Genomic DNA, 24,626 nt, shown 5'->3' with positions numbered 1-24,626 from the left:
TTTGCGCACATTATTCGAGCATCATTTTCAGCGGCTTAAGGAATAAGCACCGTAGTCCCCGTCGTTTTGCGCGCTTCAAGATCGCGATGCGCCGTCGCCGCGTCCTTGAGGGCATAGGTCTGACCGATATCGATGCGCACCACGCCGCTTTCCACCAGGTCAAAAAGCGCACGCGCTGCATTTTCAAGCGCAGCCCGCGCCGCGACATAGACGAACAATGTCGGCCGCGTCAGGTAGAGGGAGCCCTTGCGCGACAGGATGCCGAGATCGAATGGCGCAACCGGACCGGATGACTGGCCGAAGCAGACGAGCATGCCGCGCGGACGCAGGCAGTCCAGCGATCCGTCGAATGTATCCTTGCCGACGGAATCGTAGACCACGTCGACACCCCTTCCGCCGGTAATTTCCTTCACCCGTTCGACAAAGTTCTCCGTGCGATAGTTGATGACATGGTCGAAACCGTTCTCGAGCGCCAGCTTCACCTTCTCGTCTGAACCGGCGGTGCCGATGACCGTCGCGCCAAGGTGCTTGGCCCACTGGCCGGCTATGAGGCCGACACCGCCGGCAGCGGCATGAAACAGGATCGTGTCGCCCTTTTTGACCGGAAAGGTTTCCCGCAGGAGATAATAGGCCGTCATGCCCTTCAGCATCATCGAACCGGCCTGCTGGAAGGAAATGGAGTCCGGGACCTTGACCAGGCGGTCCGCCGGCATGATGCGTTCCTCCGCATAGGCGCCGATCGGATTGACATAGGCGACGCGATCGCCCGGTTTCACGTCGGTAACACCAGGACCGACGCTGAGCACGACGCCCGCGCCCTCATTGCCCGGAATGAGCGGCAGACCACCGGGCGACGGATAGAGGCCAGTGCGGAAATAGACATCGATGAAATTCAAGCCGATGGCCTCATTGCGCATGCGCACTTCGCCGGGGCCTGGCTCACCGACGGTAACATCTTCATAGACCAGCGCTTCAGGACCACCCGTCTGATGAATGCGAATTGCCTTGACCATCATGCCTTCTCCGTCCGTCCAAGATTGGGAAATGCCTGCATCACCGCACCGATGAGGAACAGGTAGATGCCCGTGACCGAAATACCGACCCGCACCCAGAGGGGCGAATCCAGATGCTGGTACAGCGAAAGTACGCCGAAAGCGCACCACAGGAAGAAAATCGTGAGATTCAGCGGCCGCAGGCGCTGCACGCGCACCGGGTGCAGGAAATAGATCGGCAGGAATGAAACGATGGCGGCACCGAGGACAATGGCAAATGCCACCCATTCGCCGGGCTTGACGATGAACAGGGTGAACACCAGCATGTTCCAGACAACCGGAAAGCCCTTGAAGAAGTTTTCCTTCGTCTTCATGCCCGTATCGGCATAGTAGATCGCACTGGATACGACGATGATCGCCGCCGCCAGAAAGGACAGGCCCTCGCCCATGAAGCCGCGCTGATACAACGCGAAGGCCGGGATGAGCACATAGGTCATGTAGTCGATGATGTTGTCGAGCAGCTCGCCTGACCAGTTGGGCAGCACATATTTGACTTCGAGCTTGCGGGCGATCGGCCCATCGATGCCGTCAACGAACAGCGCCAGCCCCAGCCACCAGAACATGGCCGTCCAGCTTCCTTCGCTGGCCGCGACCACCGAGAGGAACGCCAGGAAGGAACCGGAGGCGGTCAGCAAATGCACCGAGAAGGCCTTGGCTTGTGGTGCCGTCACTTTTTTGGGTTTAACGCCCCGGGGCAAAGTTGGTTTTTTCACGGTCCGCGCCAATCTGCTGCATGATACTGATCCGCTTGTCGCTATATGTTACCAAGGACAAACGATTTGCGAGCAGCTTTTCTTGAAAACGACCCAAAGCGCAAGCAATGTTCCTGATATAAACTGTTGAAAGCCAAAACGGCTTGGAAGCGGAGACAGATGATGACCAGCACCCGAACGGATCCCATTGTTGTTGCAGGAACCGGTCATGTCGGCCTGATTGCCGCCATTGCCCTTGGTCAGCACCTTGAAAACGTCATCAGTCTCGGCGTTATCCCCACCGGCACGGACAAGCGCACGACGGCTCTGATGATGCCCGCTATCCGTTTTCTCCAGCGGATCGGTCTCTGGGACAGCATTGCGCCGCATGCCGCGCCCATCGGATCCATGCGCATTCTCGATGGCACGAACCGGCTGGTCAGAAGCCCTGTGGTGACATTCGAAGCCTCCGAGATCGACGAAGACGCCTTTGGCTACAACATTCCCAATGCCGCGCTCACCAAAACGCTCAGCAATGCGCTGAAGCAATCGCCGGTCCGCCATGTCGCCGCGTCGGCAACCCACTATCATCCGGTGGACAATGCCATGGCGGTCGAAGCCAGTGATGGTTCGGTGTTCACGGCCAACATCGTTATTGCCGCCGATGGCCGCTCGTCCCTGGCCCGGGAAGCGGCCGGTATCTCCGCGCGCACCTGGCAGTACAACCAGACTGCGGTGGTGCTCAGCTTCAGCCACACGCGCGATCATCATGATATTTCAACGGAATTTCACACGGAGCATGGCCCGTTCACGCAGGTGCCGCTGGCAGGGAAACGGTCAAGCCTCGTCTGGGTGACGACACCCGCCCATGCGGCGGAACTTCTGGACCTGAACGCGGAACAACTGGCGGTCCGCGTCGAGGAACGCATGCAGTCCATGCTCGGCGCCGTCACCATCGATGTCGAAGCCCAGGCCTGGCCGCTGTCCGGCCTCGTCCCGAACGCCTTTGCCCGCAACCGCGTGTTTCTGGCGGGCGAATCGGCGCATGTGTTTCCGCCCATCGGCGCGCAGGGACTGAATCTCGGCGTCCGGGACGTGGAAACACTGCTTGATACCCTGCCCGCCGATGGCAGCGATCTTGGCGCTGCGCCGGTTGTTTCAGCGTATAACCGCAAGCGCAGCCCGGATATCCTCGCCCGCACCGGCGCAGTCGATGCGCTGAACCGGTCATTGCTGTCGGACTTCCTGCCTGTGCAGATGGTCCGCAGCGGCGGCCTGGAACTGCTCCGCACCTTCTCGCCGCTGCGCAGTTTTCTCATGCGTGAGGGTCTGCGCCCCGGCAGCGGCTTTCGCTGGCCGCGCCGGGAAGGAAAGCGCGCCTAAACGAGGACAAAATCCAGCAGCAGCTTGATGTTCAGCACTGCAATCACCACCGCAATGATCATGGCAAGCACCGTGAGCCATTTCGGCGAGACCAGCACACCCATTTTGGTCTTGCTGGCGGTGAACATGACCAGCGGGAATACGGCAAAGGAAAGCTGAAGGCTGAGCACGACCTGTGTCAGGATCAAAAGCTTGGCCGTTCCGCTGTCGCCGTACCAGACGGTCACCGCCCCCGCTGGAACAATGGCAATGGCACGGGTGATCAACCGGCGCAGCCAGGGCGCCAGCCTGATTTTCAAAAAGCCTTCCATCACGATCTGTCCGGCCAGCGTCGCCGTCACCGTCGAGTTGATGCCGCAGCACAGCAAGGCGATACCGAACAGGGTCGGGGCGAAACCCCAGCCGAGGAGCGGCGCGAGCAGCGAATGCGCTTCGCCGAGTTCCGCCACTTCGGTCCGCCCCGTCTTGTTGAAGGTCGCGGCGGCAAGGATCAGGATCGCCGCATTGATGACCAGGGCAAAGGTCAGGGCAATGGTGGAGTCCCACGTGGCATACTTCAGCGCCTGACGCTTTTCCGGCGTGGTGTGGCCGTAATCGCGCGTCTGGATGATGCCGGAGTGCAGATAGAGATTGTGCGGCATCACCGTCGCGCCGAGAATGCCAAGCGCGAGATAGAGCATTTCCGGGTTGGTGACGATTTCCGTTGTCGGGGCAAAACCCTTGATCACGGCGGCCCAATCGGGATCCGCGAGGAAAATCTGGATGCCGAAGCACAGCGCAATCACGCCCAGCAGCGTGATGATCAGCGCTTCCACCCAGCGGAAGCCAAGCTTTTGCAGATAGAGGATCAGAAAGACATCAAGCGCGGTGATGAGGACGCCGAGTTCGAGCGGAATGCCGAAAATCAGGTTGAGGCCGATCGCGGTGCCGATGACTTCGGCAATGTCCGTGGCAATGATGGCAAGCTCCGCCATGAACCAGAGCGTATAGGCAACCGGCCGTGGAAAGGCATCGCGGCATGCCTGCGCCAGGTCCCTGCCCGATCCGATCGCCAGACGCGCGCAAAGCGCCTGCAGGACCACGGCCATGATGTTGGAGACCAACGCGACAACAAGCAGCGTGTAGCCGAACTTCGACCCACCGGCGAGCGATGTCGCCCAGTTTCCCGGATCCATGTAGCCCACGGCAACCAGATAGCCCGGCCCCACAAAGGCTGCGGCCCTGCGCCAACCCGGTCCCGCTGTCCTGACAGCGACTGAGCGATGCACATCCGAAAGCGATGCATCACCCCGTTCGCGCCGCCAGCCTTCGTCCGTATCGGCTGCCTGCCGCAAGGAATCCATGAAATACCTCTAATCGCAATTGCAAATCATTCGCAATAGTACACAGAAAGCCTTTGCCTACAAGGGCCGGCTTCCTGCGACGAAACAGCCCACATTGGGAGGGAAAGACGCCGTCATGTCCGGGAGCGCTCGAAAAGCCTGCAGGACGTTTTGTGCGTGGTTCGACAAGCTCACTATGAGGGAAAGTGAGGATTGCAGGGAGCCATGTTCTGCAACGTTCACGATTGGCGTGCAGCCCGCACCTCCCTCATGGTGAGCTTGTCGAACCACGCACAATGATCATGCCTTCATTGTCTGGAAAACACAGGCGCTGCGACAGACAAAACCTGCAGGCATCACCTCAGATCAGTGCAAAAACACCGGCATTCACTTTTGCGTCCGTCACTTGCCCGAAATCCGGCACCGCATATTCCGCGATGAGCCGGAGCCGGTCGTGCGGAAGATGTGCCCGGCCGGGATCGCCGATAAGAATCTTGGCGCCCGCCAGAAGACAGCGATCGAGGAAAAGCAGAACACGCTGCGCGAGATCGGGCGCGTAAAACAGATCGCCAACAGCAACCAGATCGACATCCATTGCCGGGCCAGCCGTCAGATCCGCATGCATCGATATCAACCTGACGCCATTGAGATCGGCATTGAGCTGTTGCGCGGCAATGGCATTCCCGTCTGTTTCGGCGGCGGTCACATGCATCGCACCTGCCTTTGCCGCCGCTATGCCAACAATCCCTGAACCCGATCCAAGATCCAGCACGCGCTGCCCTTTCACGGCCCCCGGATGATCAAGAAAATAACGGGCGAGCACTGCACCGCCCGCCCAGTGATAGGCCCAGTATGGTGGTTCGGGATCGGGATTGGCATCGGAGGCGATAAGGCGGCGCAATCCGCTCGCAGGCGTGGCGCCGTGAAGCACAATTTCCGGAACTGCCGGGACAGCCATGACAGGCATATGCGCCTGAATGAATTCCGCACGATCTATGGTCAAAAGCGCTCCGGCAACACGGCCACGGCCCGGCCGCTCGCCGGGTGACCTGCAGTTCCTTATCAGGGAATGAGGCCGTGCGTCATCACGTAAAGCCACAGGGTCAGGGTCACGACCGAAAACAGCGTGGTTGCCAGGATGCTGCTTGAAGCCCGTTCGACCCAGACACCGTACTGCTGGGCAATGACAAAAACATTGGTTGCCGTCGGCAGCGCCGCCAGCAGCATGGCCGTGTACACCCAGACCGGCGGGAAATCGCCGGCAAGGTGAAGGATGGCGTAAATAAGCAATGGCTGGAAAACCAGCTTGATCGGGACAATCAGATAGAGTTCCGGCGGCACCCGCTTCAGGGGGCGCAAGGCAAGGGTGACGCCCATGGCAAAGAGCGCGCAGGGTGCGGCGGCCTTGGCCAGCAGATCAATGAGCTTGTCGATGGACGCAGGCGGTTCGAACCCGGCGACGGCAGCCGCGACGCCCAGAATGGTTGCGATGATGAAGGGGTGCAGGAAGATCTTCTTGAGCACGCTGACCGCCAGTTCATGCGGGCGGCGCTTGTCCTTGCCGGACAACGCCATCATGAGGGGCGCCATGACAAAATGCAGCGTGTTGTCAAAACAGAAGATCAGGGCAACCGGTACGGCAGCGGGTGCGCCGAAAGCCATGATGGCCAATCCCGGCCCCATATAGCCGATATTGCCATAGGCGGCGGCGAGCCCCTGAATGGTGCTTTCGTCTATTTTGCGCGTTCTGAAAAAAGCAAAGCCGAACATCACCAGAAAAACACAAAGTGTTGATGCGGTGCAGCCAATAATAAAGGCCCACTGAGTCAGCTCAGCGACAGGTGTCTTTGAAAGGATCTGGAAAAACAGTGCCGGCAACGCCACATAGACAATGAAAACGTTCATCCATCCCAACGCCTCCAGCGGCTGACGGCTGATGCGGGCAACCAGGAATCCCAGAAAGATCAGGCCGAAAAAGGGGAGAACGAGATTGAAAACGCTGAGCATGACAAGCTTTGACTGTTGGGAACGCGACCGGAAATGGCAGGACGCCATCGATGCTCGCACGATTTGATGGAGACAGGTATGTCTCTGATATCTATAATGAATGATGATGATGAAACAAATACGCCACGCAAAATTTCAGATCGGGCAGGTTGTAAGCCACCGGATATTCGCTTTTCGCGGCGTAATTTTCGATGTCGATCCTGAATTCAACAACACCGAAGAATGGTATCAATCCATTCCCGAAGATATCCGGCCGAGCCGCGACCAGCCCTTTTACCATCTCTTTGCCGAGAACGCCGACAGCGAGTATGTGGCCTATGTTTCCGAGCAGAACCTTGTCGCCGATACTTCCGGCGTTCCCCTGCGGCATCCGCAGATCAAGGACATGTTCGACAAGCCGCTAAACGGTGTCTACCGGGTCAAAAGTCCGCATATCAACTGAGAAACGGCGCAATAAAAAAGGGACGCCAAAGCGTCCCTTTTTCGTGTCGATGGTTCGATCAGTTTCCGGCCTTAGCCTTCGCCTGCTCGGCCTTCATCTTGTCTTCGAATTCCTTCTGGCGCTTCTGGACTTCTTCCTGAAGCGTCTTCTGGCGATCTTCGATTTCCGACTGCTGCAGGCCGGGGCCGTCAAACGCCTGACTGAAACCGGTCAGCGCAACGGTGATCGGATTTGGCTTGTTCTGGAAGTTGACCGAAGTCAGCGTCAGCTGATTGCCCTTCTTGAAGGCAGCGACGAGTTCATCCGACATGGCGACTTCCGAAATGCAGCGATCCGGGAAGCAGATGGCGAAATCGATCTTCTGCGTCTTGCCGCCATTGATCTGCAGTCCAACGCCTGGACCGATCAGACGGCCGGTCGGCACGGAAACCTGGAAAATCTTGCGATTGACCTTGCCCTTGATTTCGATGAGGTTGACGGCAGTCAGAAGCTGGCCGCTATCGGCGGTCACGATGTTCTGCGTGTTGCAGATGTCGTTTTCTTCCTGCTTGGAGCAAACCTTGAACCAACCCTGCGGCGTTCTCTGCTGCTGGGCTGATGCTGGTACTGCCGCGGCGGCGAGTAATGCAATTGCACCCGCGATGGATGCGGTTGCAGCGAATGTCTTCGGGTTGGACATGGTCAACTGGTTCCTTTCAGCGCACTTATCCGAAGTGTAACTTGATCACTTAGAATTGCTTTCTCTGGATTGGTTACCAAATGAGGCAACAGAGTGACCCTTCGTCTCGAACGCCGTGTTACACTGCATGTTAATGCAAATCCAGACTACTTTTAGGGTCAAGCCCCATTAACATGATCGAAATGGCGCCTGAAACGGCAAGAAGATGCGAGGAGAGACGCGAAGGGCGGGGTCTTTCCCCCGGCCGAGCGGCTCGACACAGCAGCTTGCAGCCGTTTCGGCGTCCGGAGGATATGGTCCACTTGTCCGGCTTCATCGTCGCAAAGGCTTGACAATGAACCACATTGCCTTCGCCTTTGCTCCTTGTAACCGAACAATGGCCTCATACCATTTCGACCAGATTAATGGGTCTTGACCCTAGCTCTGTTGTCATTTCAGGAAGATGATTACACCCCTTTGGCCGCAGAATCGTCATGAGATGGTAATCTCGTGGGCGAATCAAAGGAAAATCCCGCCAAAGGGACCACAAGGTTGAGACGATGCTGAAGAAAAGTTTCCAGATTCTGGCCCTGCTGACCATGACTTGTTCGATGACAAGCGCGGTCCTTGCCGAGCCAAAACATGGAATCGCCATGCGCGGCGAGCCTGCCCTGCCCGCTGATTACCCCTATTTCCCCTATGTGAATCCCGATGCGCCCAAGGGCGGCTCGATAACCTATGGTGTCGTCGGCACGTTCGACAGTCTCAATCCCTTTCTGATCAAGAGCATGCGCACCTATGCGCGCGGCACGTTCGGCGATGCCGAATTTGGTAATCTGGTCTACGAAACGCTGATGCAGCGCAGCGCCGACGAGCCGTTCACCATGTATGGCTTGCTGGCGGAAAAGGTGGAGACCAACGAAGAACGCACATTCGTTGAATTCACGCTGAACCCCAAGGCAAAATGGTCCGATGGCCAGCCCGTCACGCCGGATGACGTGATCTTCACCTTCAATCTCCTGACGGAGAAAGGGCGCCCGCCCTTCAACACGCGGACGAAACTGATCTCGAAGATCGAACAGGTCGGCGAGCACGGCGTCCGCATCACCTTCAATGATCAGGCCAACCGGGAATTCCCCCTCATTCTCGCGCTGATGCCGGTTTTGCCGAAGCATGCCATCGATGCTGACAATTTTGACCGGTCGCCGCTTGCCATCCCGGTTGGCAGCGGCCCCTACGTGGTGTCACAGGTGCAGCCGGGGCAGCGTATCGTCTTCAAGCGCGATCCCAATTACTGGGCGGCGGATTTGCCGAGCCGGCGCGGCTTCAACAATTACGACGTGATCACGGTCGAATATTTCCGCAATCTGCAGGCGCAGTTCGAAGCGTTCAAGAAAGGTGTTTTTGACGTGTTCATGGAAGGCGACCCGAACAAGTGGGCGTCGTCCTACGGCTTCCCCGCCTTCAATGACGGACGTGTCGTCAAAAAGACGTTTGAGACCCATTCGCCCGCCAATGTCTACGGATTTGTCTTCAACACCCGCCGCGACGAGTTCAAGGACAGATATGTCCGCGAGGCACTCGCCCTGATGTTCGATTTCGAGTGGACCAACCGCAACCTCTATGCCGGACGCTATCAGCGCCTGGCCAGCTATTGGCAGGGCTCGGAATTGTCGGCGCTCGGAAAGCCTGCCGATGCAGCCGAACGCGCCATTCTTGCCCCGTACCCCGACGCAGTTCTTCCCGAAGTCATGGATGGCACCTACACGCCGGCCACGACGGACGGCTCGGGCCGCGACCGCAAGGAAATGAAGCGCGCCTACGATCTGCTGGTCAGCCGCGGTTACGCGATCAAGGACGAGCAGATGATTGATCCGAATGGCAATCCGCTGAGTTTCGAAATTTTGACCCGCTCCGTGGCCGAGGAACGTCTGGGTATCGCCTACAAACGCACGCTGGAGCGCCTGGGTATCGCGGTCACGATCCGCACGGTCGATGACGCGCAGTATCAGAAACGCCTGCAAACCTTTGATTATGATGTGATTCTTGGTGCCTATTCCGGGTCGCTCTCACCGGGATACGAACAATATGCCCGCTGGGGCAGCCAATCGAAGGACATCGAGGGCAGCTTCAACTATGCCGGCGTTGCCGACCCGGTTGTCGACGCGCTGATTGACAAGATGCTTGCCGTCCACGGCCAGGCGGAGTTTGTCAGCATCGTGCGCGCCCTCGACAGAGTGCTGATCTCCGGCCATTATATGGTGCCAATTTACTACCAGCCCGAGCAATGGATTGCCTATTGGGCGCATCTGCAACACCCGGACAAGACATCTCTCAACGGCTACCAGCTTCAGACGTGGTGGTCTGACAAACGATAGGTTGAATATCATGACCGAAAAGAAATTTACCATCGACGTTGTGTCGGATGTTGTCTGCCCCTGGTGCTTTGTCGGCCGCAAGCGGCTGGAGAGCGCCCTCGCCCTCAATCCCGATCTGGACGTGACGGTTAATTGGCGTCCGTTTCAGCTGGACCCGACGCTGCCGAAACAGGGCAAGGACCGCAACCGCTACATGACGGAGAAATTCGGCAGCTCGGACCGGATTTTTGAAGTGCATCAGCAATTGATCGAGCTCGGCAAGGAAGAAGGCATCGAGTTCGACTTCGAGGCCATCGAGATTGCCCCCAATACACTGGACGCGCACCGCCTGATCCGCTGGGCCTCGCAGGCCGGTCCCGATATCCAGGACAAGATCGTCGGCATTCTCTTTTCCTATTATTTTGAACAGGGAAAGAACATCGGCGACCATCAGGTGCTGATCGAAGCGGCTGAAGAAGGTGGCATGGACAGCGCCATCGTCGCCAGCCTGCTGCCGACCGATGCGGACAGCGTCGGCGTGCGCCAGGAAATCGACACCGCCAACCAGATCGGCGTGCGCGGTGTGCCCTGCTTCATCCTGGATCAGAAATACGCTGTTATGGGCGCACAGTCCGCCGATGCGCTGGCCGATGCCATCCGCCAGACAGCCGACGGTTTCGAACCCCGCCCGACCTGATATGAAGCGCCGGTGGAGGCTGGCCGCTATGCGGCGGCCAGTTTCGCCAGTTGGGTCATCACGACGGCTGCGCCATTCAGGCGCTTTTCTGCGGTTGGCCAATCGCGCACGAACACGATGCTCTGGTCCGGGCGGATTTTCGCCATCGAGCCCTGCTCGCCGATCATCTTCACCAATGCCGCCGGATTGCTGAAGGTCTTGTTGCGGAACTGGATGACGATGCCCTTCGGCCCTGCATCGAGCTTGTCGACATTGGCACGGCGGCACAGCGCCTTGATGTAGACGATCTTGAGCAGATGCTGCACTTCATCAGGCAAAGGTCCGAACCGGTCGATAAGCTCGGCGCCAAAGCCGTCGATATCCTGCAGTTCCTCCAGATCGGCCAGACGGCGATACAGCCCCAGCCGCAATTGCAGGTCCGGCACATAGGTTTCCGGAATCATCACCGCCGTACCGACCGCGATCTGCGGCGACCAGTGACCATCCTCGACCTCGCCCGTGCCCTTGATCTCTGCAACCGCCTCTTCCAGCATCTGCTGATAGAGCTCGAAGCCGACTTCCTTGATATGGCCGGACTGTTCTTCGCCGAGCAGATTGCCCGCACCGCGAATATCCATGTCATGGCTCGCCAGCTGGAAACCGGCGCCGAGCGTATCGAGCGATTGCAGCACTTTCAGCCGCCGGTCGGCCATCTGCGTCAGCATCTTGTTGGCCGGCAGCGTGAACAGCGCAAAGGCGCGCTGCTTCGACCGGCCGACACGGCCGCGCAGCTGGTAGAGCTGGGCAAGACCGAACATGTCGGCACGGTGGATGATCAGCGTATTGGCCGTCGGGATATCAAGACCGGATTCAACGATGGTCGTCGACAACAGCACATCATACTGCCCGTCATAGAAGGCGTTCATGATGTCATCGAGCTCACCGGGCGGCATCTGCCCGTGCGCGACGGCAACTTTCAGCTCCGGCACCTGTGAATCCAGAAAATCCTTGATCTCGCTGAGATCCGAAATGCGCGGGCAGACATAGAAGCTCTGACCGCCGCGATAACGTTCGCGCAGCAATGTTTCGCGGATAACCAGCGGATCGAATGGCGAGACGAACGTGCGCACGGCCATGCGGTCGACCGGTGGTGTGGTGATGAGCGACAATTCGCGAACGCCGGTCAGCGCCAGCTGCAATGTGCGCGGGATCGGCGTGGCCGACAGGGTCAGCACGTGGACGTCTGATTTGAGATCCTTCAGCCGTTCCTTGTGCTTGACGCCGAAATGCTGCTCTTCATCGATGATCAGAAGACCGAGATTCTTGAACTTGATGCCCTGCCCGAGCAGTGCGTGAGTGCCGACGACAATATCGACCTGTCCTTCGGCAATACCCTTCTTGTTCTCGGCCAGTTCCTTGGCGCCCACCAGCCGTGACGCCTGCGCCACATTGACCGGCAGTCCCTGAAAGCGCGTCGAAAAGGTTTTGTAGTGCTGGCGCGACAACAGCGTGGTTGGCACGACCACGGCCACCTGAACCCCGTTGAGCGCCGCCACGAAGGCGGCACGCAGAGCCACTTCCGTCTTGCCGAAGCCGACATCGCCGCAGATCAGCCGGTCCATCGGCTTGCCAAGCGAGAGATCATCAATGACGGCTTCAATGGCCCGGTCCTGATCTTCCGTCTCCTCATAGGGGAAACGCGCCGCAAACTCGCCGTAGAGACCATCGGGCGGCGTAAGCACGGGGGCACCGCGCATCTGCCGCTCGGCGGCAATGCGGATGAGGTGACCGGCAATCTCCAGCAGGCGTTTCTTCAGCTTGGCCTTGCGCGCCTGCCAGGCCCCGCCGCCCAGCTTGTCGAGAACTGCCGTCGAGCTCTCCGAGCCGAACCGGGACAGGAGTTCGATGTTTTCAACCGGCAGGAACAGACGGTCGTCGCCCGCATAGTGGATTTCGAGGCAATCATGCGGCGCACCAGCCGCCGTGATGGTCCGCAAGCCGACAAACCGGCCGATGCCATGGTCGACGTGCACGACAATATCGCCCGCATTCAGCGCCGCCACTTCGCTGATGAAATCCTGATCACGCTTGCGGCGCTTGGACCGGCGGATGAGCCGGTCGCCCAGAATATCCTGTTCGGCGACAACAACGAGATCGCCCGCGTCGAAACCGGTTTCAAGCGACAGAATACCGGCCGTGATCTTGTCGCGCGCCAGCGCCTTGACCGTGCGCAGGTCTTCGACCAGTTCGATCTTTTCCAGCCCATGCTCGTTCAGAACCTGGATGAGCCTGTCACGCGAACCTTCGCTCCATGCGGCCAGCAGCACTTTTTTGCCGGCTGCCCGCTCATCGGCGATATGCTTGACCACGCTGTCAAACACATTGGCGTCCTTGGCCGTGCGTTCCTCGACAAAGGTGCGCCCGCGATGGGCGCCGGCGTGAATGACGGAGCGGCCGGTCGCGAACGGCGCATCGAACGGCGAGAAGTCGACCCGCATGCCCGAGGCCACAGCCGCGGCTTCCACCTCCGCTGGTGTCAGGTAGAGCGAACCAGGCTCGACGGGCTTGTAGGGCACTGCCTCGCCCGGTTCCGTGCCATCCGACTGCTTCTTGCGCGCCTCATAGTGATCGACCACCATCTTGTGGCGTTCAGCCATCGCCTCATGCGCCAGATGATCGAAGATGACAGGCATGCGGCCCGCATGGTCGAAGACGGTTTCCATGCGCTCGTAGAACAGCGGCAGCCAGTGCTCCATGCCGGCAAAGCGGCGGCCTTCCGATATCGCCTGATACAGCGCGTCATCGCGCGACGGCGCCCCGAATTTCTGCACATAGTGCGAGCGGAACCGGCTGATCGTCTCCGGCGAGAGCGTGATTTCGCTCATCGGCTGCATCGAGAATTCGGTTTTCTGGCTGGATGTGCGCTGCGATGCAGCGTCGAATGTGCGGATGGATTCCAGCGTATCCCCGAAGAAATCCAGCCGCAGCGGCTCCTCGGCGCCGGGCACGAACAGATCGAGAATACCGCCGCGCACGGCATACTCGCCCACATCCCGCACGGTTGAAACGCGCTCAAATCCATTGTTTTCAAGACGTTGAACAAGCGCGTTCATGTCAATTCTGTTGCCGGGCTTCGCGAGAAAGAGCTGTTCGGCCAGGACTTTGCGCGGCGGCAGCTTTTGCAGCACCGCATTGGCAGTCGCCAGGATGACGCCGGGGTGTTTCTGGTCGCGCAACGCCGCAAGGCCGGCCAGCGCCGCCAGGCGCCGCGCCGCCGTGTCCGATCCGGGCGACACGCGGTCATAGGGCAGGCAGTCCCAGGCGGGCAGTTGCAGCACCGGCAGATCGGGCTGAACGAAGCCCAGCACCTGTTCGATGTCGGCGACGCGCTGACCATCGCTGGCGATGAACAGCACGGGACCGCCCGCTCCCGCCTCGGCGACCACCTTGGCAAGCGCAAATGCTTCATATCCGTCGACCACACCATCAATGACGACGTGTCCGTTGATATCCGGTTTCAGTCCGAGTTTGGAAAAGGCATTCATGTCGAATCAGAATTTCATTGCGTTGCGGGAAGCCAGAATCCTGTGAAAGATCGGCGTATCAAATTCTTCGGGCACGTCAGCTTCCCCGGTGACCCATTTCAGCAGGTCGCGGTCGAGCGCTTCCATCAGCGCTTCATACTGATCGAGTTCCGCCTCCGTCAGGCTTTCGATGTGCGCATCGGCAAACTGCCCGAGAATCAGATCCATCTCGCGCATGCCGCGATGCCAGGAACGGAAGAGGATTTTGCGCTGTCTTGGCGGCAGATCAACTGTTGAACGACTGCTTCCGGTCATGGACAGTCTCCCTTGAAATATCGTGAAAAGGCTTCGATGGGCGGGAAGCCAAAGGATTGCGGCTGGGTATAGCGCGCATTGACGCCGCTGTCAGCCTTGCAACACGCTTTGAAGACGTTAAACCTAGGGAATGCGTCCTTCACTGCTCGATCCCCTTTTTGCTTCCGTTCGCTCGCTGCCCGGCATCGGGCCGAAAGTGACTGATCTGCTTGCCACGCTGCTGGGAACGCAGCCACCCGGAACCGAACCACGCGTCGGCAATCTGGTCTACCTGCCGCCGAACAGCGTCATCGACCGGCGCAATCGTCCCGGTATCGCCCATGCACCGGAAGGCGCCATCGTCACGCTGGAACTGCGTGTCGACCGCCATCAGCCGGCACCAAGCGGGCGGAGCAATGTGCCGCACCGGGTCTTTGCTCATGATGACACGGGAGAAATAGGGCTTGTCTTCTTCCATGCCAAAAAAGCATGGCTCGAAAACGCTCTGCCCGTGGGTGAAACCGTCATCGTTTCAGGCCGCATGGAATGGTTCAACGGCCGTCCGACCATGGTTCACCCCGACCACATCGCCAGCATCGCCGATGCAGCGTCGCTGCCGCTGGTCGAACCGGTTTATCCGCTGACGGCCGGCCTGTCGCCCAAGGTCCTGGCACGCGGCATACATGAAGCGCTGGCGCGCACACCGGAAATGCCCGAGTGGATCGAAGCGCCCGTGCTGGCAAAACATGACTTTCCCGCACATCGGCAGGCGCTTGAAACGATTCATCGCCCGCAGGATCCCTCCGATATCGCACTGGATCATCCCGCGCGCCAGCGGCTTGCCTATGACGAGTTTCTCGCCGGTCAGCTGGCTCTCGCGCTCGTGCGCCTGAAAACCCGCCGGCTGTCCGGCCGCAAACTGGAGGGCGACGGCAGCCTGAAAGCCAGGGTCATCGCTGCTTTGCCCTATGATCTGACGGGCAGCCAGCAGCAGGCGATCAAGGAAATCATCGCTGACCTGCGCCAGCCGGAACGGATGCTCAGACTGCTGCAGGGTGACGTGGGGTCCGGCAAAACCATCGTCGGCCTGCTGGCCATGGCGCATGCGGCCGAATCCGGCGGACAATCCGCGCTGATGGTGCCCACGGAAGTTCTCGCCCGGCAGCACTATGCCACCATTGCGCCGCTTGCGGCCAAGGCGGGCCTGCGGACAGCCCTGCTGACCGGCCGGGAAAAAGGGCGCGAGCGCGAAGACATTCTTGACGGCCTGCGTTCCGGCGGCATCCACATCGTCATCGGGACGCATGCGCTCTTCCAGGAAAAGGTGAACTACCACGACCTTGTCTTTGTAATCATTGACGAACAACATCGGTTCGGCGTGCATCAACGGCTGCTGCTTCAGTCCAAGGGATCCGCGCCGGACATGCTGGTCATGACAGCGACGCCCATTCCACGCACGCTGGTTCTGACCGCTTTCGGCGATATGGATGTCTCGAAACTGACGGAAAAACCCGCCGGACGCCGGCCGATCACCACCGCCATCCTGCCGATGGAGCGCTTGAGCGAACTAGTGGACCGCATGCGCCGCGCCATCGCCGACGGCCAGAAAATCTACTGGATCTGTCCGTTGGTCGAGGAATCGGAGCTGGTCGACCTGGTTTCGGCCGAAGAGCGTTTCCAGTCGCTGCAGCCCTTGCTGGGCAATCAGATCGGCCTTGTCCATGGCCGCATGACCGGGCCGGAAAAAGACGCCGCCATGCTGGCCTTCAAGAATGGCGAGACACGCCTGCTGATTGCAACCACGGTCATCGAAGTCGGTGTGGACGTGCCTGATGCAACGATCATCGTGATCGAGCATGCCGAGCGGTTCGGTCTTGCCCAGCTGCATCAGTTGCGCGGACGTGTCGGGCGCGGTGACAAGCCATCGACCTGCCTGCTGCTCTATAAGGGTCCGCTCGGCGAAGTGGCCCGGGCGCGCCTGGAAATCATGCGCGAGACGGAAGACGGCTTCCGCATTGCCGAGGAGGACCTGAAGCTGCGCGGCGAAGGCGAATTGCTGGGCACCCGCCAATCCGGCACGCCGGGCTTTCGCCTCGCCAGCATCGAGGCACATCAGGAGCTTCTCGAAATCGCCAGAAAAGATGCGCGGTATATTCTCGGGCGCGATCCGGAGCTGCAGAGCGCGCGTGGCGAAGCCTTGCGCGTCCTGCTCTATCTCTTCGAGCGCGATGAAGCCGTCCGGCTGCTTCGCGCCGGATGAACTATTCCACCGTGACCGATTTCGCCAGATTGCGCGGCTGATCCACGTCGGTTCCCATGAACACCGCCGTGTAGTAGGCCAGCATCTGGATCGGCAGCGCGTAAATGATCGGCGTGATGATTTCGGGCATATCCGGCAGAATGACCGTATGCATGGTTTTCAGCGTGCTTGCCGCCGCGCCGCGCTCATCGGTGATCAGGATGATCTTGCCGCCGCGCGCCGCCACTTCCTGCATGTTCGATACGGTCTTTTCAAACCAGTGATCATAGGGGGCAATGACGATGACCGGCATGGATTCATCGATCAGCGCGATCGGGCCATGCTTCAACTCGCCCGCCGCATACCCCTCCGCATGAATATAGGAAATTTCCTTCAGCTTCAGCGCGCCTTCCAGCGCCAGCGGGAAACTCGTGCCACGGCCGAGATAAAGCGCATGCTTCACCTGCGAGAGATCGCGGCTGATCGCCTCCATCTGCTGCTCGAGCTTCAGGGCCTGTGTCGCATAGCGCGGAATTTCTGACAGTTCATGCACCAGACGGCGCTCGTCGTCTTCCGAAATGGTTCCGCGCATCTTGCCGGCAATAACCGCAAGCGACGCAAGCACCGACAACTGGCAGGTGAATGCCTTGGTGGAGGCAACGCCGACTTCCGGACCGGCCAAGGTCGGGAAGATGGTGTCGGACTCGCGCGCCATGGTCGATTCCCGCACATTGACCACAGAGCTGATGGTCAATCCCTGCTGCTTGCAGTAGCGCAGCGACGCCAGCGTATCGGCGGTTTCGCCGGACTGGGAGACAAACAGCGCAAGACTGTCCTTGGACAGGGGCATTTCACGATAGCGGAATTCCGAAGCCACATCGATATCGACGGGAAGCCGCGCGATCTGCTCGAACCAGTATTTGCCGATCAGTCCGGCATAATAGGCCGTTCCGCAGGCGGAGGCTGCAATCCGGTCGACCCTGGCAAAATCGACGGGTGCAGCATCGCTGCGGATAATGCCCTTGGAAAAATCGAGATAATTGGCCAGCGTGTGGGAAATCACTTCGGGCTGTTCATGGATTTCCTTTTCCATGAAGTGCCGGTGATTGCCTTTGCTGACGAGGAACGCCGTACCGGCTGATTTTTCGATACGGCGCTGCACGGTTGCACCGGCCTCGTCATAGATCACCACGCCCTTGCGCGTCAGCACGGCCCAATCGCCGTCCTCCAGATAGGACAGGCGGTCGGTGAACGGGGCAAGCGCAATGGCATCCGAGCCCAGATACATCTCGCCGTCGCCATAACCGACCGCAAGCGGCGGACCGTTGCGCGCCGCGATCAGCAGGTCGTCTTCGCCCTTGAACATGATGGCAATGGCAAAGGCACCGCGCAGTTGCGGCAAGGTCTGGCGAACGGCTTCCACCGGAGCAAGGCCACGATCCAGCGCACGCGTCACCAGATGCGCCACAGTTTCCGTATCGGTTTCGGTCTCGAACACGTAGCCGTCTTTTTCCAGCATACTGCGCAGTTCGGCAAAATTCTCGATAATGCCGTTGTGAATGACCGCAAGACGCGGCGTGGTATGCGGGTGCGCATTGCGCACCGTCGGGGCGCCATGCGTAGCCCAGCGGGTGTGGCCGATGCCGATGGTTCCGGAAAGCGGCTGGTCCTTCAGCAGCGTATCGAGATTGACGAGCTTGCCTTCGGCGCGCCGCCGGTCGAGGACACCTTCGTCCAGCGTTGCAACACCGGCGGAATCATAACCGCGATATTCCAAGCGTTTCAGCGCGTCCACCAGCAAAGGCGCAACCTGCTCGCGTCCGATAATTCCTACAATACCGCACATAAAAAGCTCCGATGGCTCAGGGTCTCGATTTCAACCTGCCTAAAGGGAATATGTCCCGGCAGGAAGTCAAATTCCGTTTCAATGTCTGGCATGAACTGCCAATGCGTTATTCCGCGGCCTTCTTGGCCTTTTTCTGCGCGGCATAGCCTGCGCGCAGCTGAACCGCCCGGCCTTCCTTGTTGACCTGATGCGCCCGGCCAAACGCCAGCGCATCCGCCGGGACATTCTGCGTAATCACGCTGCCCGAAGCGACATAGGCATTGTCGCCAACCGACACCGGCGCGACCAGCGACGTGTTGGAGCCGATAAAAGCACCGACCCCGATCTCCGTCAAAGCCTTGTTATAGCCGTCGTAATTGCAGGTGATCGTTCCGGCACCAATATTGGCATCGGCACCGACCGTGGCATCGCCGAGATAGGTCAAATGGCTGACCTTTGCACCGACGCCGATCCTGGTGTTCTTGACCTCAACGAAATTTCCGACCTTGGCATTGGCAGCAAGATCGGCGCCCGGGCGCAGCCGGGCGAACGGGCCGACATTGGCGCCCGGCCCCACCTTCGCCCGTTCCAGATGGGAAAAGGCGTGAATGACGGCGCCGGTCGCCACCGACACCCCCAGACCGAAGACAATATGCGGTTCCAGCACCGCATCGGCTTCAATCAACGTGTCATGCGCAAAAAACACGGTCTCCGGCGCCTGCATGCTGACGCCAGCGAGCATCATTGCCCGCCGCTTGCGGTTCTGCCAGATGGCTTCGGCTTCCGCCAGCTCGACGCGGGTGTTGATGCCGATGACATTGTCGACGGCAATATCGATGGCAACGACGGATTTTCCCAGTGCATTGCCGATTTCAACCACGTCCGTCAGATAATATTCGCCCTTGGCGTTGGTATTGGTGACCTTGTCCAGGAGCTGCAGGGCACTGTCGCCGCGCATGGCCATCAGGCCGCCATTGCAGAAACCGATTTTTTTCTCGTCTTCGCTGGCATCCTTGTCTTCGCGGATGGCGATCAGCTTGCCGCCCTTCTCGACCAGCCGGCCATAACCCGCCGGGTTGTCCGGCCGGAAGCCCATGACAACGACGTCGGCACCCCGGGCCAATTTGGCGCGCGCCCGGTCCAAGGCTGCAGTTTCAATGAGGGGCGTATCACCGAACACCACAAGGATATCGTCATAGCCGCGCGCGATTGCATCGCGGGCAGCGAGAACCGCGTGGGCGGTGCCGAGCCGTTCAGTCTGTTCGTGCACCGTGACATGGGAAACCACCGATTGCACCGCGTCACGCACCGCATCGGCGCCGCGGCCGACAACCAGAGCGATATCGCTGCCCCCGGCGCTGTGAACCGCCTTTGCCACATGCGCCACGATGGGCAGCCCGGCAATCGGATGAAGCACTTTCGGCAGCGCTGATTTCATGCGCGTGCCCTCACCGGCGGCAAGAATGACCGAGAGGCAGGTACGTGATGTCATTGTCAGAATTCCGGATCCGTTTTGGCTCGACACAGTTTTACGCCCGATCGTGGCATAATCCCGGTTGCCAATGCATGAACAAGTTCCGCTTCTTTAGCCGAGTTGGCCAAGGATGGGAAATGTTTCAAGCAGCCAGAAAGAGAATGTCTGCAATCCGCCGGTCAGGAACAACACGCCGGTAATGACCAGCAGCCCGCCCATCACCTTTTCCACCTTGCCGAGATGCATGCGGAAGCGCGTGAGGAACCGCATGAAGTAGCCGGAAAACAGGGCGGCGATGATAAAGGGAATGCCGAGGCCCAGCGAATAGATGGCGAGCAGCAGTGCCCCGTCGGAAACCGTATCGCGGCCTCCCGCAAGGGCGAGGATCGGCCCGAGAACCGGCCCGATGCAGGGCGTCCAGCCGAAGGCGAAGGCCAGTCCCATGACATAGGCAGCCAGCGGGTTTGCCGGCTTGCCCTTGGTCTGGAACCGCGCTTCACGCGACAGGAAGGCAAGGCGGAACACGCCGAGGAAATTCAGCCCCATCAGGATGATGACGACACCGGCAGCAATCGCTATCTCCTGTTGCCACATGCGCAGCAGCCCGCCGATCGTCGAGGCGCCCGCCCCCAGCAGCACGAAAACAGTCGAAAAACCGAGAACGAAACAGAAGGATGAAAGCAACAGCGCCTGCCGCACCGGTGAAACACGGGCAGCGGGCTGATCGGAACGGAAATCCTCCACGGTCACGCCGGCCATGTAGCAGAGATAAGGCGGTACAAGCGGCAACACGCAGGGAGACAAGAACGACAGCGCACCGGCACCGGCAGCGGTCAGATAGGATACATCAAGCGCCATATGCGCTCCTCGTTTGGCATTTCAATTCTGATGGAAGCTGCCATAGGCCGAATCCCCCACAAATTCCAATCACCTTTTCGCCAGTTCGACACACGGATGCGCTGTGATTATCGCCAGCGGCAGCGCCAACCCCGCGCAAAATGCCTCCGATGCCCGGAAAAACCGTGGACAGGGCAAAAACAGGGCTTAATCTTGCAAAAACAGTGCACAATAGCTGTTGACCAATGCCGATGTCATCCCTATGTTCCGCCGCAATTCCCAAGGGGTAGCGCAAGCGCCTTCCCTGCCTGGGAGCGCGTAGCTCAGCCGGTAGAGCAACTGACTTTTAATCAGTAGGTCCGGGGTTCGAACCCCCGCGCGCTCACCATCAGCTCAACCATTCACATCTGCCAATTGCCAATCGGCCGCCCAAGTGCCCGACAGGGACAGGCGTGGGCCTATACCCGTCGATCAGACAGCAGTAAGATTGGGCCGGAACCGTCAATAAGCGGTGCCGTGGGGACCAAAACAAAAAATGAACGGAAACATCAAGGACAAGAACAGAGCCCTGATCCGGCTCGTCTACGAAAAAACACGCAGCGACGGGCCGCAATCAATGGCCCCATTGCTTGACAGTGATTTCGTGGCCCGCATAGGTGACAGCGTACCATGGGGCGGCGTTTACACCGGCCCGGAACACTATCTGAGCACGTGCGTACGCCAGTATTCGCTCTACCTCGAACCGACATCCGTCGTCTATGAAACCCTGAATTGCCAGGATGACGAGGTGCACGCACTCGTTCATCTCAAGATGCATGAAGGCGATGCGACGGTGCCCTTTCTCCACACCTGGACGATTCGCGGTGAAAAGCTCATCCATCTCAATTCCGTCTGCCTGCAGCCGGCTCTCCTGTCCGGCTCCCTCCTGTCGATCCGCAGGAGGCGGCCAAAACGTCTGAAACTCTACGAACGCCTGATGACGATCAAGCGGCGTCAGAATATATGAGGGCGAGAGCCGGCTGTTCCGGCACAAGATCAATAAAACCATCGCCGGCGCGCGTGCCTGCCCCGCGCGCCGGCAACACCAAAAATATCTGAAATACCCATTGTCCCCGGGCCGTTTCGTGTTTTAGCTTCCTTTCGGCCGACCGCCCCCACACTTTCCCCGAGAATGCAGGATGAACACATGACCAACGATCTTCTCGTTCGCCCCGTCACCCGTCAGGATTATGACCAGTGGCTGCCGCTTTGGGATGGTTACAATGCGTTTTACGGACGGTCGGGCCCGACAGCGCTGGCGGCGGACATCACCCGCACAACCTGGGAACGATTCTTCGATGCCTATGAGCCGGTCAATGCCCTTGTTGCGGAGAGCGGCGGACAGCTCCTGGGGCTGACGCATTACATCTTTCACCGCAGCACCATTTCGATTGCGCCAAACTGCTATCTGCAAGACCTGTTCACCACCGAGGCGGCACGGGGAAAGGGCGTCGGCAGAGCCCTGATCAACGGCGTTTACGAACGGGCGCAGCTTGCGGGGTCCCCTCGCGTTTATTGGCTCACCCACGAGACCAATCACACCGCCATGGAACTCTACAACAAAGTGGCGGACCATTCCGGCTTTGTAGTTTATCGAAAGATGTTTTGAAGGCGCCGTTCCTGCTAAAGGTCAATCTTCAACCGCTGGGGTGATATTCAACATACTCAGAAATAAAAAATTTTGTTCTTGGTGAAAATTACCATGAATTACTATTGTTATTGTTCATATATGTGCAATAATTCTTAGATGTACTTCTGATATATCCAGAAAACCTGAAAGAAAAAACGCGAATTGGGAATAGTCCGCAATTCGTGATGCTCTGCGTTACAACCCAAGGGGAATTCATATGAAGAAAATTTTGCTGGCAACCATGATCGCACTGGCGCCTGCTGCGGCGCCCGCCGCGACCCTCACCTTTCCGAGCGAGGCGCCGGTCGCGTCGATCACCATTCCGAATAGCTGGGGACCCAAGGAAACCGAGGGTGGGATCGACGCCACATCCGATGATTCGGCCATCTATCTCTCCGTCGATGTGGCCGATGCCAAAACATCCGACAAGGTGATCAGTGACGCCATCGATTTTCTGACGGAAAACGGCGTGAAGATCGATGACTCCACCAAGAAGACCTCAACGGACCAGATCAACGGAATGGACATGACCAATCTGGACTGGAGCGGCACGGACAAGGAAGGCGCCGTGAACATCGGATTGTCATTTGCCGCGCCCACACCGGACAAGCTCCTTGTCATCACCTATTGGGGTTCCAAGGGCACACAGGAAAAACACGCGCCCGAACTGCTGGCAATCATCGGTTCGCTCAAGCCGGCCGCGAAATAACATATCCCAAGACGGGAGTGTCCTGACTGCGGGAGTCAGGACACGAGCTTTTCCCGCAGAAACACGCCGAGTTCCCGCACGATCTTGGACGGGTCCTTGCCGACAAACAGTCCGAAATCAGCACTTGGCGCCTCTGGCAGATTGCGGCCGCTGTCAATCGTTTCGCAATCAGCTGGTATGCTTTCCGGCAGCATGAGACTGTAGCCAAGTCCGGCACGCAAGGCGCCGATCAGAGCACCATAGCTCGAGACCCGGCACGCCACGGACCATGCGACCCCGGCGCTGGCAAACGCCACTGTTGTCTTGTCCTGCCATGTGCAGGAACCTTCGAAGACGATGAGGGGGATGGGATCGCCCTCACCGACATCGATCAAACGGCTGCCGCTCCAGACCAGTTGCCGCGACCAGTGAAAAAACGGCGCAAACGAAAAGCGCGATGGATCGGCAACAACAATATCCAGCTTGCCCGACTGGAGACTTTGGCTGAGCTCGCCGCTGTGCGCCGTGACGAGATCAAGTTCCACCTGTGGAAATCGCTTGCGAAATTCCGCCAGCAGAATGGGCAACCGTGTAACGACAAGGTCTTCAATCAGCCCGAGCCTCACCCGCCCGACCAGCTGGCGTCCCTCGATCTGCTGACGTGCATCTTCGCCAAGCGCAATGAGCTTGCGGGCGTAAGCGACGAGAATTTCGCCTGAATCGGTCAGTGACACACCGCGTGACGAACGCTTGAGAAGCTGCGTGCCGAGATCCGCCTCCAGCCGTTTGAGCTGCATGCTGACTGCCGCCTGCGTGCGCGCCAGTTTCTCCGCTGCACCGCTGACGGTACCCGTTTCGGCAACCACGAGCAGCGCTCGCAACAGGTGCGGATCAAGATTCATGTCCATCAAGAAACCTTATATCGATATAAGCAATATCAAGATACATTATCTCTACCAGGCATGGCAAGGAATGCTCCCCAGCAGAAGGAGATTGCCTTGACGAGTTTCCGTGACCGTTTTGAACAGACCGGCCTGACCTGGCCGGATATCGCACCAGCCGACTTTCCGTTCGCACCGGCTATCCGCGTCGACAATGTCGTCTATATCTCCGGCCAGATACCCGAGGCGGGAGAAGACATCGCCTACACAGGCAAAGTCGGCGAAACGATCAGCCTCGAAGAGGCGAAACAGGCGGCTGCGATGTGCGCTGCCAACATCCTGTTCTGGCTGAGCAGGGAATTGGACGGCGATCTGAGCCGGGTTGTCCAGGTAGCCAAGATCACGGTTTACGTGAACGCCGTCGCCGGGTTCAGCGATTATTCAACGGTTGGCAATGGCGCATCCGAACTGTTGCTCAAAGTGCTGGGTGACAGGGGCAGACATGCCCGTGCGGCGATCGGCATGGCGGGCCTGCCCCTGAATGTCCCGGTCGAAGTGGATGCCATCATCCATGTCCGCTAACCCATTGAAAAAGTGAGAACTCTA

Annotated in this window: 21 protein-coding genes and 1 tRNA gene; 10 read left to right on the top strand and 12 right to left on the bottom strand. The window is 59.1% G+C overall.

Annotation, left to right across the window (positions count from 1 at the left end):
- Nucleotides 1–35 precede the first annotated feature (35 nt).
- Nucleotides 36–1,013, bottom strand: coding sequence for a quinone oxidoreductase family protein (locus tag ACZ25R_RS12360; protein ID WP_464663257.1), 978 nt, complete (start codon nt 1,011–1,013; stop codon nt 36–38).
- Nucleotides 1,013–1,765, bottom strand: coding sequence for a phosphatidylcholine synthase (gene pcsA, locus ACZ25R_RS12355; RefSeq protein ID WP_223613318.1), 753 nt, complete (start codon nt 1,763–1,765; stop codon nt 1,013–1,015). The genes ACZ25R_RS12360 and pcsA overlap by 1 nt, the downstream gene beginning before the upstream one ends.
- A gap of 162 nt (nt 1,766–1,927) precedes the next feature.
- Between pcsA and ACZ25R_RS12350 the strand changes: the two genes are divergently transcribed.
- On the top strand, nt 1,928–3,127 hold the full coding sequence (locus tag ACZ25R_RS12350) for a UbiH/UbiF family hydroxylase (RefSeq protein ID WP_472461127.1): 1,200 nt from the start codon (nt 1,928–1,930) through the stop codon (nt 3,125–3,127).
- Here the strand turns inward: ACZ25R_RS12350 and ACZ25R_RS12345 are convergent.
- The 3 genes from ACZ25R_RS12345 to ACZ25R_RS12335 form a co-directional block, all read right to left on the bottom strand.
- Nucleotides 3,124–4,470, bottom strand: a complete 1,347-nt coding sequence (locus ACZ25R_RS12345) for an Nramp family divalent metal transporter (RefSeq protein WP_403174550.1) — start codon at nt 4,468–4,470, stop codon at nt 3,124–3,126. The two genes, ACZ25R_RS12350 and ACZ25R_RS12345, sit on opposite strands and share 4 nt — an antisense overlap.
- 340 nt (nt 4,471–4,810) lie before the next feature.
- Entirely contained in the window at nt 4,811–5,416 is a 606-nt protein-coding gene (locus tag ACZ25R_RS12340) for a class I SAM-dependent methyltransferase (RefSeq protein ID WP_472462485.1), read from the bottom strand.
- A 95-nt stretch (nt 5,417–5,511) separates the two neighbouring features.
- Nucleotides 5,512–6,456, bottom strand: coding sequence for an AEC family transporter (locus ACZ25R_RS12335; protein ID WP_464660462.1), 945 nt, complete (start codon nt 6,454–6,456; stop codon nt 5,512–5,514).
- A 103-nt stretch (nt 6,457–6,559) separates the two neighbouring features.
- Between ACZ25R_RS12335 and hspQ the strand changes: the two genes are divergently transcribed.
- The gene (hspQ, locus tag ACZ25R_RS12330) at nt 6,560–6,898 is read left to right on the top strand and encodes a heat shock protein HspQ (protein ID WP_165401825.1); all 339 of its coding nucleotides are present in this window, start codon (nt 6,560–6,562) and stop codon (nt 6,896–6,898) included.
- Between the two features lie 58 nt (nt 6,899–6,956).
- Here hspQ and ACZ25R_RS12325 read toward each other — a convergent pair whose 3' ends face one another.
- On the bottom strand, nt 6,957–7,577 hold the full coding sequence (locus tag ACZ25R_RS12325) for an invasion associated locus B family protein (protein ID WP_223613314.1): 621 nt from the start codon (nt 7,575–7,577) through the stop codon (nt 6,957–6,959).
- Nucleotides 7,578–8,155: 578 nt separating this feature from the next.
- Here ACZ25R_RS12325 and ACZ25R_RS12320 point away from each other — a divergent pair.
- On the top strand, nt 8,156–9,934 hold the full coding sequence (locus ACZ25R_RS12320) for an extracellular solute-binding protein (RefSeq protein WP_472462484.1): 1,779 nt from the start codon (nt 8,156–8,158) through the stop codon (nt 9,932–9,934).
- Between the two features lie 10 nt (nt 9,935–9,944).
- Complete coding sequence (locus ACZ25R_RS12315) at nt 9,945–10,610, top strand: DsbA family oxidoreductase (RefSeq protein ID WP_105733124.1); 666 nt, start codon at nt 9,945–9,947, stop codon at nt 10,608–10,610.
- Between the two features lie 26 nt (nt 10,611–10,636).
- Here ACZ25R_RS12315 and mfd read toward each other — a convergent pair whose 3' ends face one another.
- Both mfd and ACZ25R_RS12305 read right to left on the bottom strand, forming a co-directional pair.
- Entirely contained in the window at nt 10,637–14,134 is a 3,498-nt protein-coding gene (mfd, locus tag ACZ25R_RS12310; RefSeq protein ID WP_288191558.1) for a transcription-repair coupling factor, read from the bottom strand.
- A 6-nt stretch (nt 14,135–14,140) separates the two neighbouring features.
- A complete protein-coding gene (locus tag ACZ25R_RS12305; protein WP_472461126.1) occupies nt 14,141–14,428 on the bottom strand; it encodes an FAD assembly factor SdhE in 288 nt (95 codons plus the stop codon).
- A 130-nt stretch (nt 14,429–14,558) separates the two neighbouring features.
- On the opposite strand from ACZ25R_RS12305, the gene recG reads away from it, so the two are divergent.
- Nucleotides 14,559–16,667 (top strand): ATP-dependent DNA helicase RecG, encoded by a 2,109-nt coding sequence (gene recG / locus ACZ25R_RS12300; RefSeq protein WP_472461125.1) that lies wholly within the window; start codon nt 14,559–14,561, stop codon nt 16,665–16,667.
- Nucleotide 16,668: 1 nt separating this feature from the next.
- On the opposite strand, the gene glmS is transcribed toward recG, so the two are convergent.
- From glmS to ACZ25R_RS12285, 3 genes are all read right to left on the bottom strand, one after another.
- Complete coding sequence (gene glmS, locus ACZ25R_RS12295; RefSeq protein WP_472461124.1) at nt 16,669–18,492, bottom strand: glutamine--fructose-6-phosphate transaminase (isomerizing); 1,824 nt, start codon at nt 18,490–18,492, stop codon at nt 16,669–16,671.
- A gap of 106 nt (nt 18,493–18,598) precedes the next feature.
- Nucleotides 18,599–19,963, bottom strand: coding sequence for a bifunctional UDP-N-acetylglucosamine diphosphorylase/glucosamine-1-phosphate N-acetyltransferase GlmU (gene glmU, locus ACZ25R_RS12290; RefSeq protein ID WP_472461123.1), 1,365 nt, complete (start codon nt 19,961–19,963; stop codon nt 18,599–18,601).
- Nucleotides 19,964–20,056: 93 nt separating this feature from the next.
- Nucleotides 20,057–20,803 (bottom strand): cytochrome c biogenesis CcdA family protein, encoded by a 747-nt coding sequence (locus tag ACZ25R_RS12285; RefSeq protein WP_105732738.1) that lies wholly within the window; start codon nt 20,801–20,803, stop codon nt 20,057–20,059.
- Between the two features lie 291 nt (nt 20,804–21,094).
- Here ACZ25R_RS12285 and ACZ25R_RS12280 point away from each other — a divergent pair.
- From ACZ25R_RS12280 to ACZ25R_RS12265, 4 genes are all read left to right on the top strand, one after another.
- Nucleotides 21,095–21,170: transfer RNA gene (locus ACZ25R_RS12280), tRNA-Lys, on the top strand.
- A 147-nt stretch (nt 21,171–21,317) separates the two neighbouring features.
- A complete protein-coding gene (locus ACZ25R_RS12275) occupies nt 21,318–21,788 on the top strand; it encodes a hypothetical protein (protein ID WP_223613308.1) in 471 nt (156 codons plus the stop codon).
- Between the two features lie 180 nt (nt 21,789–21,968).
- A complete protein-coding gene (locus ACZ25R_RS12270) occupies nt 21,969–22,430 on the top strand; it encodes a GNAT family N-acetyltransferase (RefSeq protein ID WP_472461122.1) in 462 nt (153 codons plus the stop codon).
- Between the two features lie 238 nt (nt 22,431–22,668).
- Nucleotides 22,669–23,160 (top strand): histidine kinase, encoded by a 492-nt coding sequence (locus ACZ25R_RS12265; protein WP_223613306.1) that lies wholly within the window; start codon nt 22,669–22,671, stop codon nt 23,158–23,160.
- A 35-nt stretch (nt 23,161–23,195) separates the two neighbouring features.
- On the opposite strand, the gene ACZ25R_RS12260 is transcribed toward ACZ25R_RS12265, so the two are convergent.
- A complete protein-coding gene (locus ACZ25R_RS12260) occupies nt 23,196–24,047 on the bottom strand; it encodes a LysR family transcriptional regulator (protein ID WP_472461121.1) in 852 nt (283 codons plus the stop codon).
- A 90-nt stretch (nt 24,048–24,137) separates the two neighbouring features.
- Between ACZ25R_RS12260 and ACZ25R_RS12255 the strand changes: the two genes are divergently transcribed.
- A complete protein-coding gene (locus tag ACZ25R_RS12255; RefSeq protein ID WP_472461120.1) occupies nt 24,138–24,602 on the top strand; it encodes a RidA family protein in 465 nt (154 codons plus the stop codon).
- Nucleotides 24,603–24,626 lie beyond the last annotated feature (24 nt).

It is taken from the genome of Phyllobacterium sp. RCAM01083 (assembly GCF_055685835.1).
The sequence above is the reverse complement of the archived record's forward strand: the minus strand, read 5'-3'. Positions and strand labels throughout refer to the sequence as shown.